This window comes from Streptomyces phaeochromogenes, from assembly GCF_001418655.1.
GTDB classification, from domain to species: Bacteria; Actinomycetota; Actinomycetes; order Streptomycetales; family Streptomycetaceae; genus Streptomyces; species Streptomyces phaeochromogenes.
Genome location: NZ_LIQZ01000270.1, coordinates 1 through 18,266, shown reverse-complemented (window position 1 = coordinate 18,266; position 18,266 = coordinate 1). Strand labels below are relative to the sequence as shown.

General features: G+C 66.4%; 13 protein-coding genes. 6 read left to right on the top strand and 7 right to left on the bottom strand.

Going from position 1 to position 18,266, the window contains the following annotated elements:
- The first annotated feature begins 141 nt into the window (after positions 1-141).
- Positions 142-2,820, top strand: coding sequence for a hypothetical protein (locus AOK17_RS31775; protein ID WP_055616028.1), 2,679 nt, complete (start codon positions 142-144; stop codon positions 2,818-2,820).
- Between the two features lie 48 nt (positions 2,821-2,868).
- Here the strand turns inward: AOK17_RS31775 and AOK17_RS31770 are convergent, their stop codons facing one another.
- Complete coding sequence (locus tag AOK17_RS31770; RefSeq protein WP_107102552.1) at positions 2,869-3,666, bottom strand: transposase; 798 nt, start codon at positions 3,664-3,666, stop codon at positions 2,869-2,871.
- Positions 3,667-4,118: 452 nt separating this feature from the next.
- On the opposite strand from AOK17_RS31770, the gene AOK17_RS49065 reads away from it, so the two are divergent.
- Entirely contained in the window at positions 4,119-5,849 is a 1,731-nt protein-coding gene (locus tag AOK17_RS49065; protein ID WP_079053391.1) for an AIPR family protein, read from the top strand.
- Between the two features lie 580 nt (positions 5,850-6,429).
- Here AOK17_RS49065 and AOK17_RS31765 read toward each other — a convergent pair.
- Both AOK17_RS31765 and AOK17_RS31760 read right to left on the bottom strand, forming a co-directional pair.
- Positions 6,430-7,596, bottom strand: a complete 1,167-nt coding sequence (locus AOK17_RS31765; RefSeq protein ID WP_079053390.1) for an MBL fold metallo-hydrolase — start codon at positions 7,594-7,596, stop codon at positions 6,430-6,432.
- A gap of 246 nt (positions 7,597-7,842) precedes the next feature.
- On the bottom strand, positions 7,843-8,775 hold the full coding sequence (locus AOK17_RS31760; protein WP_055616026.1) for a LacI family DNA-binding transcriptional regulator: 933 nt from the start codon (positions 8,773-8,775) through the stop codon (positions 7,843-7,845).
- 418 nt (positions 8,776-9,193) lie between these two features.
- Between AOK17_RS31760 and AOK17_RS31755 the strand changes: the two genes are divergently transcribed.
- The 4 genes from AOK17_RS31755 to AOK17_RS31740 all read left to right on the top strand — a co-directional run bounded on the left by AOK17_RS31755 (position 9,194) and on the right by AOK17_RS31740 (position 13,351).
- On the top strand, positions 9,194-10,537 hold the full coding sequence (locus tag AOK17_RS31755) for an aminomethyltransferase family protein (RefSeq protein WP_055616025.1): 1,344 nt from the start codon (positions 9,194-9,196) through the stop codon (positions 10,535-10,537).
- An 89-nt stretch (positions 10,538-10,626) separates the two neighbouring features.
- Positions 10,627-11,493 (top strand): methylenetetrahydrofolate reductase, encoded by an 867-nt coding sequence (locus AOK17_RS31750; RefSeq protein ID WP_055616024.1) that lies wholly within the window; start codon positions 10,627-10,629, stop codon positions 11,491-11,493.
- Between the two features lies 1 nt (position 11,494).
- Positions 11,495-12,457, top strand: a complete 963-nt coding sequence (gene purU / locus AOK17_RS31745) for a formyltetrahydrofolate deformylase (RefSeq protein WP_079053389.1) — start codon at positions 11,495-11,497, stop codon at positions 12,455-12,457.
- 45 nt (positions 12,458-12,502) lie between these two features.
- Complete coding sequence (locus tag AOK17_RS31740; protein ID WP_055616023.1) at positions 12,503-13,351, top strand: bifunctional 5,10-methylenetetrahydrofolate dehydrogenase/5,10-methenyltetrahydrofolate cyclohydrolase; 849 nt, start codon at positions 12,503-12,505, stop codon at positions 13,349-13,351.
- A 33-nt stretch (positions 13,352-13,384) separates the two neighbouring features.
- On the opposite strand, the gene AOK17_RS31735 is transcribed toward AOK17_RS31740, so the two are convergent.
- The 4 genes from AOK17_RS31735 to AOK17_RS31720 all read right to left on the bottom strand — a co-directional run bounded on the left by AOK17_RS31735 (position 13,385) and on the right by AOK17_RS31720 (position 18,214).
- Positions 13,385-13,804 (bottom strand): LPXTG cell wall anchor domain-containing protein, encoded by a 420-nt coding sequence (locus tag AOK17_RS31735; RefSeq protein ID WP_055616022.1) that lies wholly within the window; start codon positions 13,802-13,804, stop codon positions 13,385-13,387.
- A gap of 274 nt (positions 13,805-14,078) precedes the next feature.
- Positions 14,079-15,239 (bottom strand): alkaline phosphatase PhoX, encoded by a 1,161-nt coding sequence (locus AOK17_RS31730; protein WP_055616021.1) that lies wholly within the window; start codon positions 15,237-15,239, stop codon positions 14,079-14,081.
- Between the two features lie 191 nt (positions 15,240-15,430).
- Complete coding sequence (locus AOK17_RS31725; RefSeq protein WP_055616020.1) at positions 15,431-16,363, bottom strand: oxidoreductase; 933 nt, start codon at positions 16,361-16,363, stop codon at positions 15,431-15,433.
- Positions 16,364-16,498: 135 nt separating this feature from the next.
- The gene (locus AOK17_RS31720; protein WP_245697499.1) at positions 16,499-18,214 is read right to left on the bottom strand and encodes a SulP family inorganic anion transporter; all 1,716 of its coding nucleotides are present in this window, start codon (positions 18,212-18,214) and stop codon (positions 16,499-16,501) included.
- Positions 18,215-18,266 lie beyond the last annotated feature (52 nt).

Here is an 18,266-nt window from a genome sequence, read left to right as displayed (position 1 = left end):
CACCGTTGAGGCTGCGAGGGGGACCCCATGTCTGTTAGTACGTCCGCGCCCGGAAATGCGTCCGCTCCCAGGCACCGGAGGCCGCCCACAGGGCCGTACGACATCAATGAGCGAGAGCTGCTAGACGATAGCCTCGAGGCAGTGAGCGCGAAACCTGAGATCGTCGGTGCTCTTGGGGATCTGCAGGATCCTGCTGCCATCGCCACTGCGGTGATGAAGCAGGACAGGATTATCCTGCACAACGTTAGAGACGAACTGCAGAGCGCCCGCACGTTGTCCGCTCAACTGCACGCGAGGGCGATCGCCTCGGATGCAACGGGCCACCTGGGAAACCTGGACGCGATGTCGTCAAGACTGCGTGAGGTGATGCAGCATGCAGGCGACCTGCTCGACGATTCCGAGGGACGCATTCCGGAGTCTGAGCTCGGTGAGGCCTTGCGCGAGGCACGCAAGCACACCACTGCTGCGGAAGAGATCCTGGCCCGCGGTTTGGACGCGGTACTCAAGACGACTGGACTTGAAGCCACGTTCCGGTCACTCCAGTCACTCTTCCGCGCGGACCCTGATCAACAGACCGAATCCAGGAGTAACCGCGAGGAAATCCTCGTCGATCTCTCGGGTCAACTCATCGAGCTTCACACCACGTTGCAGCAGATCGACAGGTTGCGCCACTTGGGATTGAGCGATCAACTGCCACAGGCTCGGGAGCACACGGAATTCAGAACGCTAGAGGACCAATGGCATGCATGTCGCGAGGATCTGGTGCGCGCTCTCGAACTGGCCGTTCACTCGGCATTTCTGACGGAATTGAATTCTGCGGTGGAAACACATTTCGGCGCATCGATGCAAGTCAGTTCCCTCGACAGGTTTCGCGATACGCTCACCAAAGAGAAGATTGTCAGGACCTCCGCATTTGATGATCTGGACATCCTCATTAGACAGCGGCACGGCGGCAGCTTCGGCATCTCCGGCCCTCGTGGTGTCGGCAAATCTACGCTGATCGATTTCTTTACGACAGCGGAGGCGAAACTGGACGGCGAGTCGTCCGAGGCCCCGGAAAAGCCGCGGCTGGGAATCCAAGTATCGGCGCCAGTGAAGTACGATCGGCGCGAGTTTATTCTGCATATCCATGCCGAGCTGTGCCGCGCTGTCCTGGGAGACCTCGCAGAGGCAGATATTCAGATCGCGAATGCCCGGAGCTGGAATTCACGTACAACCATCCGTCAACTAACTATGCTGACCTCCACCTTTTTGGGTGGGCTACTGATACTGACGGGTGCCGCATTTCTGGCCCATTATGTTCGAAACTTTCAAGCACCAGCTGGAACTATGGGTTACGCCAGCATTTCCATGCTGGCGTGTTCCGCTACTCTATTGGCGCTCTTCCTGCTTAATTGTCTAGAATTCGCAGGAATTATTCTCCATGGTCGCACGCTGGGGAATTTTGGGATCAACCATGCCGAAAGAGAGTCAGTGAGGATGCGCGTCAGGTCGGCCCGTCGCACCTCCATCTCGATATTTCTTTGTTGGTTATTTATCGCCACCGGAGTGGGGGGAATCTGGCTGCTTTCCAGAGTGACTCTCGAGTGGTCGGACATGTGGCCTCTCCTGGCCGGTCTCCTCGCGTCCGCCCTGGGAATTCCCACGGTTGTGACCAAAGGGTTCCGGTACCGGGCAGGTTTGGACTCTCATTCATTCGCTATAGCTCGACGTTTTCCCGGCCGGTACTCCATGAAACTGACCGATGACGCAACCGGCCAACTGCGAAGAATTCAGTACCAGCAGGGATTCACCACCGAACGGTCTATGGGCGGCAAGGTCGGCGGCACCGTAAAATTGCCCGTAGCGATCGAGATGGCACGCAAGGAGGGGGTGAATCTCACCGAACGGGCAATGACATATCCGGAGATCGTCGCTGATCTGAAGAGATTCTTGCTGACGCTTGCGCAGGAGGTCGAACCGGTCGTCGCAATCGACGAACTCGACAAGATGCACGACATCGATGCCGTACAGGAATTCCTCAATGAAGTGAAGGGAATCTTCGGTGTCGCGGGTTGCATTTTCCTTGTCTCAGTCTCGGAGGACGCGGCTGCGAGTTTCGAGCGCAGAGGGATGCCGTTCCGTGACGTATTCGACAGTTCCTTCGATGAAATCGTGACCCTGGAACGGATGGGCGTGGACCAAGCGCGCAAGATTCTCTACGGGCTACTTCTCGGCTGGACTGAACCTTTCGTCGGTCTGTGCTACGTCCTCTCCGGGGGCCTTCCTCGGGACTTGCATCGCAGTACCCGGCTACTCATCGGTGGCCTGCATGAATCGAGCAAGATCGATCTTTCGGCTGCCGTTCCCGACGTGTTCCACCGTGAGTGTAGTGCGAGGCTACGAGCTGTCAGACACGCACTCATGGCAGATCCATTGGATATCACCGGGATCGCACTACTAAAGGAACTGGGCCGCATCGAACCCAGCGGGCGGGCAACGGCGGCTCTCCTCACTCAATGGCGTGACATACTGCAGCATTGGGTCACGGAACACGGGCAGCCCGAAACCACGTCCGAAAGGCTCCCCCGTGCTGTCCGCTTAGGGCAGGAACTCGAAGCATTCATGTACTTCGCCATGACGGTATTCGAGTTCTTCGAGCCCGATCGGATCGCTTCGAGGATGAAAGACGCAAAACAGTCGGCGTCTGGTGCCAAGTCGCTGAGTATGCTGGCCTACGCCCGCCACACTATTTCCCTCGATCCCGGTGCCTCGATGTTCTGTACCAAGGCGTTCCGTGAGGCGTGGGGATTCGAATCGCGGGTCCCCAGCGACGGCTAAGGGCGATGCCTCTCCCATGGCCGTGCCACCCGGCGCGACGAATGACCCCTAGAGGTTGTCCCGTATAGGATTTGAGTTATCCCGTAGGGCCATGTTGTGGAGGCGGGCGATGCCGAGTGCGGCTTGGTGGACTCCGTCGCCCTTGAGTCGGCAGTCCCGCAGAACCTTCCAGTTCTTCAGCCGGGACAGGGCGTGCTCGACGCGTGCCCGAGCGCGACGGTGGACCGAGTTCTCCGCTTCCTGCACGGGACTCAGATGCTCTTGACCACGACGTTTTCGGTGCGGCATGAGCAGCCCGGTGCCCTGGTAGCCGCCATCCGCGATGGTGGGGACACCGCGGCAGACCCGGTCGGCTCCGGACTCGCTGAAAGCCCGGCAGTCGTTGCGACTGCCGGGCAGCGGATCGCCGAAGGCCACCACCAGGCGGCTGTTGGCGTCGATGACCACCTGCAGGTTCGTCGAGTACCGGTAGTTCTTGCTCGAGGCCGCGATGCTGCGGTCTCGAGCGGGGACCAGGGTGCCGTCGACGATGTAGACGGTGTCATCCCGTTTGCGGCGGGCCGGTGAGATCGCCGGCAACGGCGCGAGATGGTCCAGAATCCGGTCCGCGGCCGACTTTGAGACCCCGAACAGCGGCGCCACCTGCCGCAACGTCAGATTCGTGCGCCAGTACGTCTCCACCAGCAACACCCGGTCCTCGAGCGCCAACCGCCACGGCCGGCCTCGCTGGATGTCACCACCGCGCCGACGCACCAGCGTGACGAGCCGGTTGAACTGCTCCGGACTCAACCCGACAAACGGCTCGATCCACTTCGGATCATCCGCTGAGATCACCCCACCCGTGATCGGACAACGCCCCAACAGCCCCACCGGTTACGGGACAACCTCTAGCTGTTCCATCTGTTGGAGGTGGTACAGAACGGACGCCGGGCCCTACTTCCGAGAGGGAAGGAAGCACTCACCCCAGACGTACTCCGTCAGTGCCCCCCAACGCCAGGAGTAACCGTGCCCGAGCCGACGGCCCTGGCGGGGCGTCACCTACACGCCACCTGGCTGCGCCTACCGATCACGCTCCTTGATCCAGGAGACGTGTCCGACGTCCCTCCCGGGCACCCCACTTGAGGCGAGGCATCGTCCCGAAGCATGGCGTAACCCACTTGCCGACCGACTCTCATCACGACCGGACCCGGATGACGTAGCAGAGGTGACGTCACATCTCGTAGGTCAGCCTGACATGCCGCTTCTGCAGCGGTACGATCCCTCTAATCAATATAGGCCACTAGCATTCTGGGGGACCGATGGACCGCGTAACGAAAGCATATCTCGATGCCTTTCGTGACGAACAGTCCATCGAACGATTGAGTGAATCCGACGCCTTCGAGCTATTCGCTGATTACTGCGTAGTCTCGGATTCATACGACGACGAGTTCAATGTAACCGATGTCCATACGGGCGGCGGCGACGATTTGGGAATCGACGGAATTGGGGTGATAGTAAACGGAGGTCTGATCAATTCCGGCGAGGACATGGAAGGTCTGCTGAAATTAAACGGCTCACTTGACGTGACCTTCTGCTTCATTCAGGCGAAGACCACGAGCGGCTTTTCTGGCGAACAGATCATGACCTTCTTTGATGGAGTCGATGAGTTCTTTGCGGAATCTGCCACACTTCCCATGAACGACTCAGTCGCACAGGCTCACAATCTGATGCAAGAGATTTACGACAACAGTCTTCGATTTCGTCGAGCAAAACCGCAATGCCGCCTGAGCTACGTAACGACGGGCCAGTGGACTTCGGATCAATATCTAGAGGCAAAAATCGCAAAGCGGGTCGCCCAACTCAAGTCAACTGGCCTTTTCTCGGAAGTCACGTTCCATCCCATGGGGGCCGACGAGGTTCACGCAAGCTACCTTCGCAGCAAGAACAGTGTCACCACGGAATTTTCCTTCTCCAGCAAGGTCCTACTTCCGGACATCGCTGGCGTGACAGAGTCTTATCTGGGTGTCATTTCCGCCCCAGAGTTCATTAAGATTCTTTCGGACAGTGCCGGGAACATCAGGAAGTCGCTATTCAACGACAATGTGAGAGACTTCCAGGAATACAACTCCGTAAATGCGGACATTCAGCGAACACTGACAGACGATTCAGCAAAGGGGCGATTCGTCGTCCTCAACAACGGCGTCACCATCGTTGCACGCGAACTGACCACGACTCGCGACAAGGTGGCAATCACCGACTATCAAATCGTAAATGGATGCCAGACCAGTCATGTTCTTTTTGATCAACAAGAACATTTGACGGAACAAGTCCAGGTGCCACTCAAAATCGTGGCCACGCAGGACGAGGATGTCGTCAACTCGATCATCACTGCGACCAACCGTCAAACCCAAGTTACAAACGAGGACTTGTACGCTCTCGGCACGTTCGCCAAGAAGCTCGAAGGGTTTCTCAGCTCGTACAGTGATGACCAGCGGCTGCACTACGAGCGCCGCTCGAAGCAATACAATGCCGTATCCGGTATTAAGAAAGTTCGCATCATCACAAAGTCGCAGCAGATCCGCTCCTTTGCTGCGATGTTCCTCGATGAGCCGCACCGGTCGATCAGCTACTACGCAGACCTGCAAACCCAGGTTGGCAGCCGAATTTTCAATGACGGACACAAGCTGGATCCGTACTATGTTTCGGCATATGCCCACTTCAAGCTTGAGTTTCTTTTTCGGAGTGGTGGTGTTCCGGTCAAATACAAGCCAGCCCGGTACCACCTACTAATGGCTCTCCGGTATATTGCAGGTGGACTAGAAATGCCAGCACTGAGTGCGAATAAGATCGAGAAGTACTGCAGCGGAATCTGTGAAGTATTGTGGGATAACACTCGGGCTGCTGACGCTTTTCTGCAGGCCGCTGATGCAGTGGAGCAGGCTCGCAACGGTACGCCGCTGACCCTCGACATTGCAAAGACGCGAACTTTTACGGACTCACTCAAGCAAAAGCTCGGGGCTCAGAGTAGTCAACCGCCATCTCGCTCCTGAATCTGCCTGCATCCGTGGGGCAGGACGGGGGCAAAGTATTTAGAGGTTGTCTCACGTGGCAAGTTTCGCGAGCTTCTTGTAGCAGGTCAGGGCGGCGGCGATGGCCAGACTTCGGCTCTGACAGTCGTTGCAGACGACGTACGGGATCGTGAGACCACGAGCAGCTTATGGCAGGCTCATGCCGCATGATCGATGAATTCGCGAAAGACAACCTGCAACGCCCTCTGAACTCAGGGTAGGCGCACCGCCCACATCCTTCACCGGTCGATTGGTGAAGTCCGCAGCGTTCGCGCGTTGCTGGACCGCCGCGCACTGGGCACCGCGCAACAATGCGCCGGCCCAGCTCGGGACGCTAAGCCGTCGATCATGCTGAACGTCTAGACCCATGTGTGGGAGGCGGACCAGGACCTGGCCGCCGACATGATGGAAATGGCCTGAGTGGAGTGCCCTGAGAGTGCCCTCCGGGTATGAGGTGCGGCTGACTTCCCAGCTCAGGAAGTCAGCCATCCACCTTGTGCGGAGGTGCCGCCTCTTCGCGTTCCGGAGCGCCGGCGCGGAGTCGTTCGTCGTTGAGGGCGGCTCAGCGCGTGCGGGACGCGCCCGGCTGCACGGCGATGTGCATCAGGTCGTCGCCCAGGAGCATCCGGCCGCCGAACCGGGCGTGGCGGGCGCTGTCGCGCAGTTGCCGTCGCCAGGTCGGGTCGGAGACGGCGGCGGACTGTCCAGGACTGAGGTGGTTGGCGACCAGCGTGCGCACATCCGACTCCGCGGCGATGCGGCCGAGTTCGCCGACGTCGGTGTGCGTGGCCAGGATGTGGTCGATCAGGGCCTGCGGAAGCCCGAGGATCGCCAGGCCAGCCGGGTAGAGGGCCTCGTGCACCAGGACGTCGGCATGGCGGGCGAGCCCGATGACGTTCGGGGTCGGTGTCGTGTCGCCGGAGAAGACGATGCTGCCGTGGTCCGTGTCGAATCGGTAGGCGTAGGCGGGGTACACCGCGCCGTGCGGGACCAGCACGGCGGTGACCTTGACGTCGTCGTTCTCCATGACCTTGAAGGGCGCCATGGCCGGCGCGGTGTTCGTCGCCGAGGCCACGGTGCCGGGCGGGGGCAACACGTCGTGGACCCTGAGCAGGGTGGCCGGGTCGATGCCCGTGTGCTCGGTCATGAAGAAGGTCGGGGCGGCGGCGTACGCCTGCCCGGCCAGCCTCGTCATGCCGACCGTACCGGGTACGGGTCCGGGGGCGCCGGCGACGGTGGAGGCGATGCCGGCCGGGCCGGGGCCGTACACGTCGATGGGGTTCCTGAAGCCCTGTGCGCCCGAGGCGCCCGCCGCGAGCATCGGGAACGCGTAGTAGTCGACGACGTGATCGGCGTGCAGATGGGTGAGGAAGATGCCCGCCAGGGAAGGCATCGACAGACCTGCGCGCATGTACTGGCTCACCGCGCCGCGCCCGCAGTCGATCACGTACGTCCTGCCGTTGACGACCAGCGCCGAGGAGGTGCCGTAGCGGGTCGCCAGGGGCGGTGGCCCGGAGTTGGTGCCGAGCAGGGTCAGGGACAGGGGCGTGGCGGAGGGGTTCGAAGGTGCCGCCGCAGCCGGTGCGCCGGCGAACAGCGGGGCCGCGGCCACCGCGGAGGCCGCCACGGCACCCAGGAGTGATCTGCGGGAGGGCGCCTGGGCGCGGTCCTGGAGCGGCTCCACGGCGGGGCACCCCGCGTCCGACGTGTGGTCCGAGGCTTGGCACATGGTGAGCAACTCCTCTGCGGCTCGCGCAAGTCGACGCGGCCGGGCAGGAGACCCGCGTGCGTCCCGGCACGCCCGATGTCTCCGACCGCGCGCGGCAACGGCGCTCGATGTGGCCGAAATGGTGCCCACGGTCTCGGGTGGGCCGGGAGCCCGGGGAACGCAACCTAAGGTGTCGCGCCCGCACCTCTTCACGCTCAGGCACGGACCGACAGGTCCACCGAGGACCGCCGACCGGCCGGCGCCCCGTCAGACCGAGTCGCGCACGATGACCCGGGCCGGTACGGGCTCCAGGCCGGTGGTGTCAAGGCCGAGCGCCGCACGGGCGGCGAGGCGTCCGTGGGCCTCGGCGTCGATGTGGACGGTCGTGAGCGCGGGGGTGATCAGCGCGCCGTACTCGGTGTCGTCGTATCCGATGACGGCCAGGTCGCCGGGGACGGTCAGGCCGAGGTCGTGCGCGGCGGTGAGGGTGCGCAGGGCGACGTCGTCGTTGAAGGCGGCGACCGCCGTGACGTCGGGGTGGGCGGTCCGCAGCTCCTCGATCGCCCGGGCACCCGCCGTTCTCGGCCGGGGAACGACGAAGGGGACCGGCGCGGCGAGACCGAGGTGCTCCGCGGTCCGTGCGGCGAACCGCAGGCGGACATCGGCGAGTGGGGTCTCGGTGTCCGGCAGGGCGAGCGCGACACACGTGTGACCGCGTTCGGCGAGATGGCGGATCTGCAGTGCGGCATGGGCGGCCAGGCCGTCCTTCCAGCCGCCCCCGCGATCGTCGAGGTCATGGCCGGTCAGGTAGGGCTCGGCGAACCGGATGACCGCGCGGGGAGTGATCGCGTCGAGCACCTGCCGGGTCGACCGGGGCGAGTGATGGCCGTGATGGACGAGCAGGACGTGGTCGTGTGCGGCCAGTTCGTCGTCCAGGCCGCGGATGAAGCTGTGGGAGTAGTTGCCTTCCAGGCCCCAGTCGATGTTGAGCACGACGACCCGGGAGGCTCCCTCGCGCAGCGCCCTCGCGATCCCGTGCGGCACATAGCCGAGCTCACGTGCGGCCTGGCGTACGCGTTCCCGGGTGGCCGCCGAGATCGTCTGGCGGGGGTCGTCGTTGAGGACGAAACTGACGGTGGCGCGTGAGACGCCGCTGGCGGCAGCGACGTCGTTCAGCGTGACTCTCCCGGAACCGCCCATCACCTGCCCCGATGCGATCTGGTGCGATCTGACGCGCCAGGCGTTTTTCGCCGGGCGACAGCGCCAGTCTAGGTAGTTCACCAGCCCGACCAGAGCCATCCTGCCCTGCCGGCCAGAGCCATCCTGCGTTCCTGACCCACGCCGTGCGAGCGCGGTGTGCCGACTACCGCAGCTGCCACTGCCACCGCCCACCACCGCTCACCACGTCGGCCGCGGCGGGCGCACAGGACGCAAGCAAAGAGTGCGCCCCACGACCCTCGTCAGCGCGAGATTCGCTCTGCTAACTTCGCCGCTAGATCGATTTAGTTGCGTCTCGGTCTGCGACCACACCGGGGAGCGAGAGGTCTCCGTCGGCGGCTGGATCTGTCCATCTGCCGCTCGACGGATCATTCGAATCATTCGAAGGAGAGGGAGCCGCATGACCACCCCCAGCCTCCAGGACGGCATCGACAAGGCCGGATCGCCGATCGAGCTGCTGTGGAAGCCCGGTGCCGAGCCCTGGACCCCCGAGGTCGTCGAACGCGAGTACGCCGGCTGGCGGCAGGAGCAGAACGCGTGGCACGAGGGCGTCGCCCTCCTCAACCTCTCGCACCACATGTACGACATGTGGATCGAGGGACCCGACGCCACCCGGCTGCTCGCCGACCACGGCGCCAACAACTTCGAGAACTTCGCCGTCGGGCAGGCCAAGCAGTACATCCCGGTGACGAAGGACGGCAACATCGTCACGGACGGCATCCTGGCCCGCGAGGCCGAGCACAAGTACCTGCTCAGCGGGGTTCCCGCCGCGCACCACTGGGTCCAGTACCACGGAGAGCGCGGCCGTTACGACGTCTCCTTCGCCACCGACCCGTCCTCCGCCTTCCGCCCGGGCGGCGGCGACCCCACGCTGTTCCGCTATCAGCTCCAGGGACCGCTGGCCCAGGAGCTGGTGGAGCGGGTCTTCGGCGGACCGCTGCCGAGGACCAAGTTCTTCCACTCCGCCGCGGTCGGCCTGGACGGCCGCGCCTTCCGCGCGCTGCGCCACGGCATGGCGGGCCAGGCCGGCTTCGAGTTCATCGGCCCCTGGGAGCACGCCGCGTACGTCCACGAGGCGTTCCTCAAGGCCGGTGAGCCGCTGGGCCTGGTCCAGGTCGGTGCGCTGGCGTACACCACGCCGAGCGTGGAGAGCGGCTGGATCCCCTCCCCGGTGCCCGGCATCTACACCGACCCGGAGCTGCTGGAATACCGCAGGCACCTCCCGCTGTTCGGCATCGAGGGCAAGCGCCCGCTCAGCGGCAGCCACTTCTCGGAGGACATCGAGGACTACTACTGCTCCCCGTACGAACTCGGCTACGGGAAAATAATCTCCTTCAACCACGACTTCCTGGGCCGGGACGCCCTGGTGAAGGCGAGGGACGACGTCCGCCGCACGAAGGTCACTCTGGTCTTCGACGCCGACGACGTGCGCGAGATCATCGGCCGGGGCGAGGACCCGGGGTTCCACCTCACCTACGCGCGCCACCGGGTGGAGAACGCGACCGGCCTGGTCGGTGTGACCATGCAGACCGCGTCCATCGACCCGGTCGGCACCGTCCTGTCGCTGACCCTGATCGACACGGAGCACGCCGAGCCCGGCACCGAGGTCGAGGTGGTGTGGGGCGAGCACCCCGGCTCCGGTACCGACCCCGGGGCCGACCTCGGGTTCCCGCGCGTCCGCGCCACCGTCCGGCCCGCGCCGTTCAACCAGCACGCGCGCACCCTGTACCGCCGCAACGCCTGAGCCGCCTCCACGGTCCCCTCGCACGGCACCTTCCCGGGTGGGCGGGCCGCCGCGGCAGCGAGCCGTCGAGCATGTGAAAAAGGAGCACGATGAACCCCGGTTCCCCGGCCTCGGCAGTGGTGCGCACATCACTGCTGGAGGACTTCTCGCTGGAGATGACCGGCAAGGACGTACCGAAACTGGAGGAAGCCCGCGACACCATCCCCCCGGGCACCCGCATCAACGTCACCTTCCTCGGCAACGAGGACCTGCGGATGCGCCTGGACGCCGCGCGAGCGGTCAAGCGGCTCGGCTTCGTCCCCGTACCGCACATCTCGGCCCGCCGCCTGGGCTCACAGGTCGACCTCGAAGAGTTCCTGGCCGGCCTGCGGGCCGACGGTACCGCGGAGAACGTGTTCGTCGTCGGCGGCGACCCCGCCAGCCCCGAAGGCCCGTACGAGGACGCGCTGGCCGTCATCCGCACCGGACTGCCGCAGCGCTACGGCGTACGTCACATCGGCATCAGCGGCTACCCGGAAGGACACCCCGCCATCGACGACCGCGTGCTGTGGTCGGCGCTGACGGACAAGCACGCGGCGCTCGCGGCACAGCGGCTGGCGGGCGATCTGATCACGCAGTTCGGCTTCGACGTCGACCCCGTCCTCGCCTGGGTGGAGGAGACGCGCAGGCAGGGTGTCGACGTGCCGATCCGCATCGGCGTGCCCGGACCGGCCGGGGTGCGGCGGCTGATGACGTACGCAACCCGCTTCGGCGTCGGCACCAGCGCCTCCATCGCCAAGAAGTACGGCTTCTCCCTGGCCAACCTCATGGGCACGGCCGGGCCCGACCGTTTCCTGCGCGCCCTCGCCCAGGGCTACGACGCCACGCGCCATGGCGAACTGAAGGTGCACTTCTACACGTTCGGCGGGCTCAGGGCCACCTCGGAGTGGGTCGCCCGGTTCAGGAAGGAAGGCTGACGTGACGCTCACGCAGAACGTCCCGGCGCAGGGCAAGCGGGAGAGCTCGGCGCACGGTGAGCAAGGCGCCCCGGCGCACGGCAGGCAGGACACCCCGGCCGAGCCGTCGCACCGCCTTGCCTCGCTGATCGTGCGGGGTGAGGACAGAACGGGCATCGTCGCGGCCGTGGCGGGCGTGCTCAGCGGCCACGGCGCCAACATCGTCTCCCTCGACCAGTACTCCGACAACCCGCAGGGCGGCGCCTTCTTCCAGCGCACCGTCTTCGGCCTCGACAACCTCCAGGCGGCCCTGCCCGCGATCGAGAAGGACCTGCGGCAGCGGCTCGGGGAGGGCTACGGCCTCACCTGCACCCTGCGCGACCCGTCGGTCCCGAAACGCGTCGCGATCTTCGCCTCCAAGTCCGACCACTGCCTGCTCGACCTGCTGTGGCGCCACCGCCGCGGCCAACTCCCCGTCACCATCGCCATGGTGATCTCCAATCACCCGGACACGGCGGAAGAGGTCCGCTCCTTCGGCATCCCCTTCTTCCACGTCCCCTGCCAGGGCCCCGACAAGTCCGCCGCCGAGGCCGAACACCTGCGGCTGCTGCGGGGCAACGTCGACTTCGTCGTGCTGGCCCGCTACATGCAGATCCTGTCCGGCGACTTCATCGAGCAGGTGGGCGTGCCGGTCATCAACATCCACCACTCCTTCCTGCCGGCCTTCGTCGGCGCCGGACCGTACGCCAAGGCCAAGGAACGTGGGGTGAAACTGGTCGGCGCCACGGCGCACTACGTGACGGAGGACCTCGACGAGGGCCCGATCATCGAGCAGGACGTGGTCCGCGTCACCCACGCCGACACCGCCGCCGACCTGATGCGCCGCGGCGCCGACGTCGAACGCGCCGTGCTGTCCCGCGCCGTGCTGTGGCACGCCGAGGACCGCGTCATCCGCAACGGCAACCACACCATCGTCTTCGCCTGAGACCGCCCGGTGCAGGGACATCAGCCAAGAAGGCGGTTCGCCATCATGACCACGAAGATCGACGGCAGGAAAACGGCCCGGCAGATCCGGTCGAAGGTCGCGGAGGAAGTGGCCGCCGCGTCCCCGGGGCGGCTGCCGGGCCTGGCCACCGTCCTCGTCGGCGACGACCCCGCGAGCGCCGTGTACGTCGCCGCCAAGCGCCGCGCCATCCGGGAAGCCGGAATGCGCGACTTCCACCGGGCGCTGCCGCGGCGGGCCACGCAGCGGGAAGTCGCCGCCGTCATCGACGAGTTGGCGGCCGACCCGGAGGTCACCGGCATCCTGCTGCAACTGCCCCTGCCGCCGCACCTCGACGCCCGCGCGTTGATCGACCGCATCCCGGTCACCAAGGACGTCGACGGTCTGACCACCGCGAGCGCCGGACTGCTCGCCCGCGGGGAGCACGGGCTGCGCCCCTGCACACCTCTCGGCGTCATCGAACTGCTCGACGCCGAGGGCATTGCGATCACGGGATCGCACGTCACCGTCATCGGCTGGGGGGAACTGGTCGGCCGCCCTCTGGCGCAGCTGCTGTTGCGCCGCGGGGCGACCGTGACCGTGGCCCACGAGCACACCACCGACCTGGCGGCCGTCACCCGGCCCGCCGACATCGTCGTGGTCGCCACCGGCGTACGGGGACTTGTCGGCCTCGAACACATCAAACCCGGCGCCGCCGTGATCGACGCCGGAATCCACCGCACCGAGTCGGGCCTGACCGGTGACGTCCGTGCGGACGAACTGGAGGGCATCGCCGGGCACATCACTCCCGTGCCCGGCGGCGTCGGTCCGATGACGATCGCCATGCTGGTACGCAACACCCTGCTCGCGTCCGAGTGGACCGACACCGCCGCGTAGGCCCTGCTCCCGGGTACGGCTTCCCGCGTGAGTTCAGCGGGAGTTGGCGCGCCTGCGCACCGTGAACAGCACGCCGCCGCCCGCGAGCAGGACTGCCGCGCCGCCGCCCGCGATGTACGCCGTGGCGCCGCTGCCGCCGGTCTCCGCCAGGTCGGTGTTCTTCTCGCCGGTGTCGGAGGCGGTGTCCTCGGTGCCGTTGTCGTCCTTGCCCTGGTCCTCCGCCGGGACGAAGTCCGAGGGTGGCTGGTCGCAGCCGATGCCGTCCTGGTCGCGGTCCAGGTCGTCGTCGTAGTGCTCGTCGCCCCTGGCGATGCTGGAGTACCCGTTCTCGTACGCCTCGGTGCAGTTCTTGAACGGGTGGTTGCCGTCGTGGGCCTGGGCGGTGGTGGCCGACAGGGCGGTGAGCGCCAGCGCGGCGACGGCAACGGCGGCGGGCTTGCGGAGCAACTTCACGAGAGCACCTCGGATTTGGGTCGATATCCGTACGCATGATCATGGAGCGCGATCAGTCGGATTTGAGGTGACGAAAGTATTAGGAGGCTGGTGGTGCGGTGGCGGAATGACGGACCCGTGATGCGAACGTGACGTGACCGGACGGTAGCTCTCCGCTCATGGGTCCGTCATCTGTAAACCTGCGCCAGCGTGCGCGCCCGCGTGGGTGTACGGACCCGGTTCGCATGTGTGTGCGAACCCGGTCCGCGTGCTTGCCGGTGTCGCGGAGTGGTGGCTACGAGCGGAACGGACCCCGCACCTCGTACGTGATCCCGCCCGACGAACTGCCGCTGGTGCCGCGCTGGCTGGAGAAGTAGAGGCGGGTTCCGTCGGGGGAGAGGGCGGGGCCGGTGATCTCCGAGCCGGACTGGCCGTCGATGCGCAGGAAGGGGGCGATCACGTCGTCCGGCGTGATGACGCAGATCTCCATGTTGCCGCCGTCCTCCGCGACGAACAGGTCGCCCGAGGCGCTGCCGGTGATGTTGTCGACGCCGGTCAGCGGGGCCGTACCGGAGGTCACGAGCGAGTCGTCGTACGCCAACTCGTATGTGTTGGCGGCCAGGTTGAGCTGCCAGACGCGGTTGTCGCCCTTGGTGGTGAACCAGACCGTGTCGTCGGCGTAGTAACAGCCCTCGCCGCCGTTGAACTTCTTCGAGCCGGAGACCTGGGTACGGGTCGTGGTGGGGGAGCCGTCCGGGTCGGGCACGTTCGCCCAGGTGAAGGAGCCGGAGGTGGCCGTCCCGGCGACGAGGACCTGGAGCGTGCCGGCCGACAGGTTGCCCCAGGTGGTGGGGACGAAGCGGTAGAGGCAGCCGTTCGTCTCGTCCTCCGTCAGGTAGACCACCTTGCGCACCGGGTCGGCCGCCGCCGCCTCGTGCTTGAAGCGGCCCATCGCGTCCCGGCGCACGGCCGCGTTCACGCCCCACGGGTCGGTCTCGTACACGTATCCGAGGGACACCTCCTCGCAGGACAGCCAGGTGTTCCACGGGGTCCTGCCGCCCGCGCAGTTCTGTCTGGTGCCGGACAGGATGCGGTACGCGCCGGTGATCGCGCCCGCCGACGAGAACTTCACCGCGCTCGCGCCGCCGGAGGGGTTGATCTCCGAGTTGGAGACATAGATCCATCCGGTGCCATCGGTGTAACAGGCCCCGCCGTCAGGGGCGTTGTGCCAGGTGTAGGACGTGCCGGTGACCGTCTGGCCGGACCTGGCTATCACCCGGCTGGTGAAGCCGCTCGGCAGCCTGACGCCGTTCGCGTCCGCCGCGCCGAGTGCCCCGTACGGGCCAGTGCCGGGCTGGGCGGGTGCGGCGTACGCGGCGCCGCGCCACAGGGTTCCGCCGAAGGCGGCGGACGAACCGCCGAGGACGGCCGCGCGCAGGAGGGTACGACGTTCCACTGTCGCTCCAAGGGGGTGCTGTGACCGCCCCGTCCGCCGGTCGGGGACGGGGTCGCGCACCGCCGGAGCCTAGGAGTGCGGGGTGGACGCGCCATGGCCAGGCGGTGACGTGTACGCGTCACTGCCTGGTGTGCCCCGTACACCCGTGCGTCATGCCTTCCGCGGGTCGTAGACCACACGCATCGCCCGCGTCACACCTTCAGCGCGTCGTACGTGACACCCGTCAGCCGCTCGGACTCCTCCCAAAGCCGTTGCCCCGCCCGGTCGTTGAGGGTCCACCTGGCGCGCCGCGACTTCGCCGGGGAGCCGCGGAGGCCGAGGATCGAGGGGCCGGTGAAGGAGTCCGGGCGTACGCCGGGGGCCGTCGCCGCGTACAGCGTGGGGAGGGCGCCGGCCTCCGCGGACTGGGCGACGAAGCGGCTGCCGATCTCCATGAACCGTTCGGAGCCCTTGCGCCCCCGCATCCTCGGGGCCACGGTCATCAGGTTGGTGGCGGCGTACCCGGGGTGCGCGGCTGCCGCCACGACATCGGAGCCGACGGCGGCGAGCCGGCGCGCCAGCTCGTGCACGAACAGCAGGTTGGCCGTTTTCGAGCGCCCGTAAGCGGTCCAACGCCCGTACTTCCGCTCGCTGTTGAGGTCGTTGATGTCGATGTTGGCCAACGCGTGCACGAAGCTGGACACGCTCACCACGCGGGCGCCGGGCGTGGCGAGCAGCGCCGGCAGCAACAGCCCGGTGAGCGCGAAGTGCCCGAGATGATTGACCCCGAACTGCGTCTCGAACCCGTCCGCCGTACGGCCCTGCGGCAACGCCATCACACCCGCGTTGTCGACCAGCAGATCCAGCCGCTTGTACTTCCGCCCGTACGCCGCCGCGAACTCCCGTACGGAATCCAGGTCCCCGAGATCGAGAGGCGCGAACTCGGCCTCCGCACCCGGCACTTCGACGGCCACCCGGTCGACGGCCTCGGTGCCACGGCTCTCGCTGCGGCACGCGAGGACGACCCGGGCACCCCGCCGGGCCAGTTCACGGGCGGTGACGTACCCGATCCCACTGTTGGCCCCGGTGACGACTACGGTACGGCCGCTCTGGTCGGGGATGTCGTGCGCAGTCCAGCCGCTCATGGCTTGGCTCCCTCCGCGTACGCGTGGGTTCCCAGCCTAGGGGTGGCGCGCCCCGTAAGGGGCGCGGGGAACTGCGCGCCCAGCCACGACCGACCCGCACGTACGCCCGACCCGCACATACGACCCGAGCGGAGCTCAACGAGAGGCGTACTCCTCAGGCATGGGCCGCGTATCGAGATAGAACCACTCCGCGGTGGGTCCGGGCCCCTGCGTCGGCCCCGCGCCCGTGGACGCGTACGGACGCCTAGGCAGCCCGGTCCCGGCCGGCCGGTCCCACTCATCAGCCAAGTCCGCCACAGGCGCAGCCGTGCCAACCGGCTTCGCTGGCCCCGGCATCAGCAACTCCACCCGCAGCCCGAACCCCCGCTGCTGGGCGACGAACTCCTCCACCTGGTTGCGGCATGCGTGATCCAGGTGGGTCACACCTGTCAGGTCGAGGCGAATACGCGGCTTGCCCGCTTCCGCGGCGGCCTCCAGGGCCTCGATCAGCTGCGGGAGCCGCAGGAACGTGGCGTTGCCCGCCATGACGATCTTGGCGGTGTCCTCCTCCAGGTGCTGCTTGATGACGGTCTGCGACATGCGCAGCGCGGCGAGCACGATTCCGGCGGCGAGGCCGAGGAGGACGCCTTCGAGGAGCGCGGTCGCCACGATGACCAGCGTGGTGAGGGTCATGACCGCGAACTCGCCCCGGTCCTGGCGCCACATCTTCGGGAACTCCTCGGGGGCGAAGAGCTTCCAGCCGCTGTGTACGAGGACGCCCGCGAGGACGGCGATCGGGATCAGGGCGAGGACCTGAGGGAGGAGCAGGGCGAAGGCCAGCAGCCACAGACCATGCAGGGTGCGGGACAGGCGCGTCTTGGCGCCCGCCTGGACGTTCGCCGAACTGCGGGCCACGACCGCCGTGATGGGCAGCGCGCCGAGGAGGCCCGCCACGGTGTTTCCGGCGCCCTGGGCGATGAGTTCGGGGTTGTAGCGGGTGCGCGGGCCGCTGTGCATGCGGTCCACCGCCGCGGCCGTGAAGAGGCTCTCCGCCGAGGCGATCACCGTGAAGGTGAGGATCGCGGTGATGATCCCGACGTCGGCGAGGCCCGCGAACTCCGTCGGGCCGGGGACGTCCACGGACGCGAGCAGATTGCCCACCTGGAGCGTCTTCACGTCCACGCCCGGCAGCGAGGCGACTCCGATACCGATCCCGACGGCCACGAGCGCCGCCGGGATCTTCTTGACCGGGCCCGGCATCTTCTTCCACAGGAAGCTGAGCACGATGGTGACGACGCCGAGTCCCGCGGCGATCAGCGCCTGGGGGTTGGCGACGGTGTCGGCGATCAGACCGGGCAGGCCGGCCATGTTCTCGATCGGGGTGCCCGGGGCCTTGGAGTCGGACATCGGGTACAACTGGCTGAACATCAGCGGCAGTCCGATGCCCGCGAGCATGCCCTGGACGACGGCCAGCGAGATCGCCTGGAAGATCCGGCCGAGACGGACCAGCCCCAGGACGATCTGCAGGATGCCCGAGCCGAGGACGATCACACCGAGCATGGCGACGCCGTACTCGAGGACCGTCTCCGCCACGAGGGCCGCCAACCCGGCCGCCGGACCGCTGACTTGGAGGGTGCTGCCGCGCGCCGCGCCGACCACCAGGCCGCCGATGACACCGGAGATGATGCCCAGTTCGGCGGGGACACCCGAGGCGACGGCCACGCCGATGCACAGCGGGAGCGCGACGAGGAAGACGACGAGGGAGGCGGTGATCTCGGTGGCGAGGTCAACCTTCGGCCCCTTGCCGTTCTTGTCCGTCCCGCCGGTCCTGGACGACTTGGTCGACTTCGCGGTCCCGGTCGGCTTGTCCATCCGGGAAGTGGGCGTCGGCGTGATGTCCGGGGCGTACGTGGGGGCGTAGGCG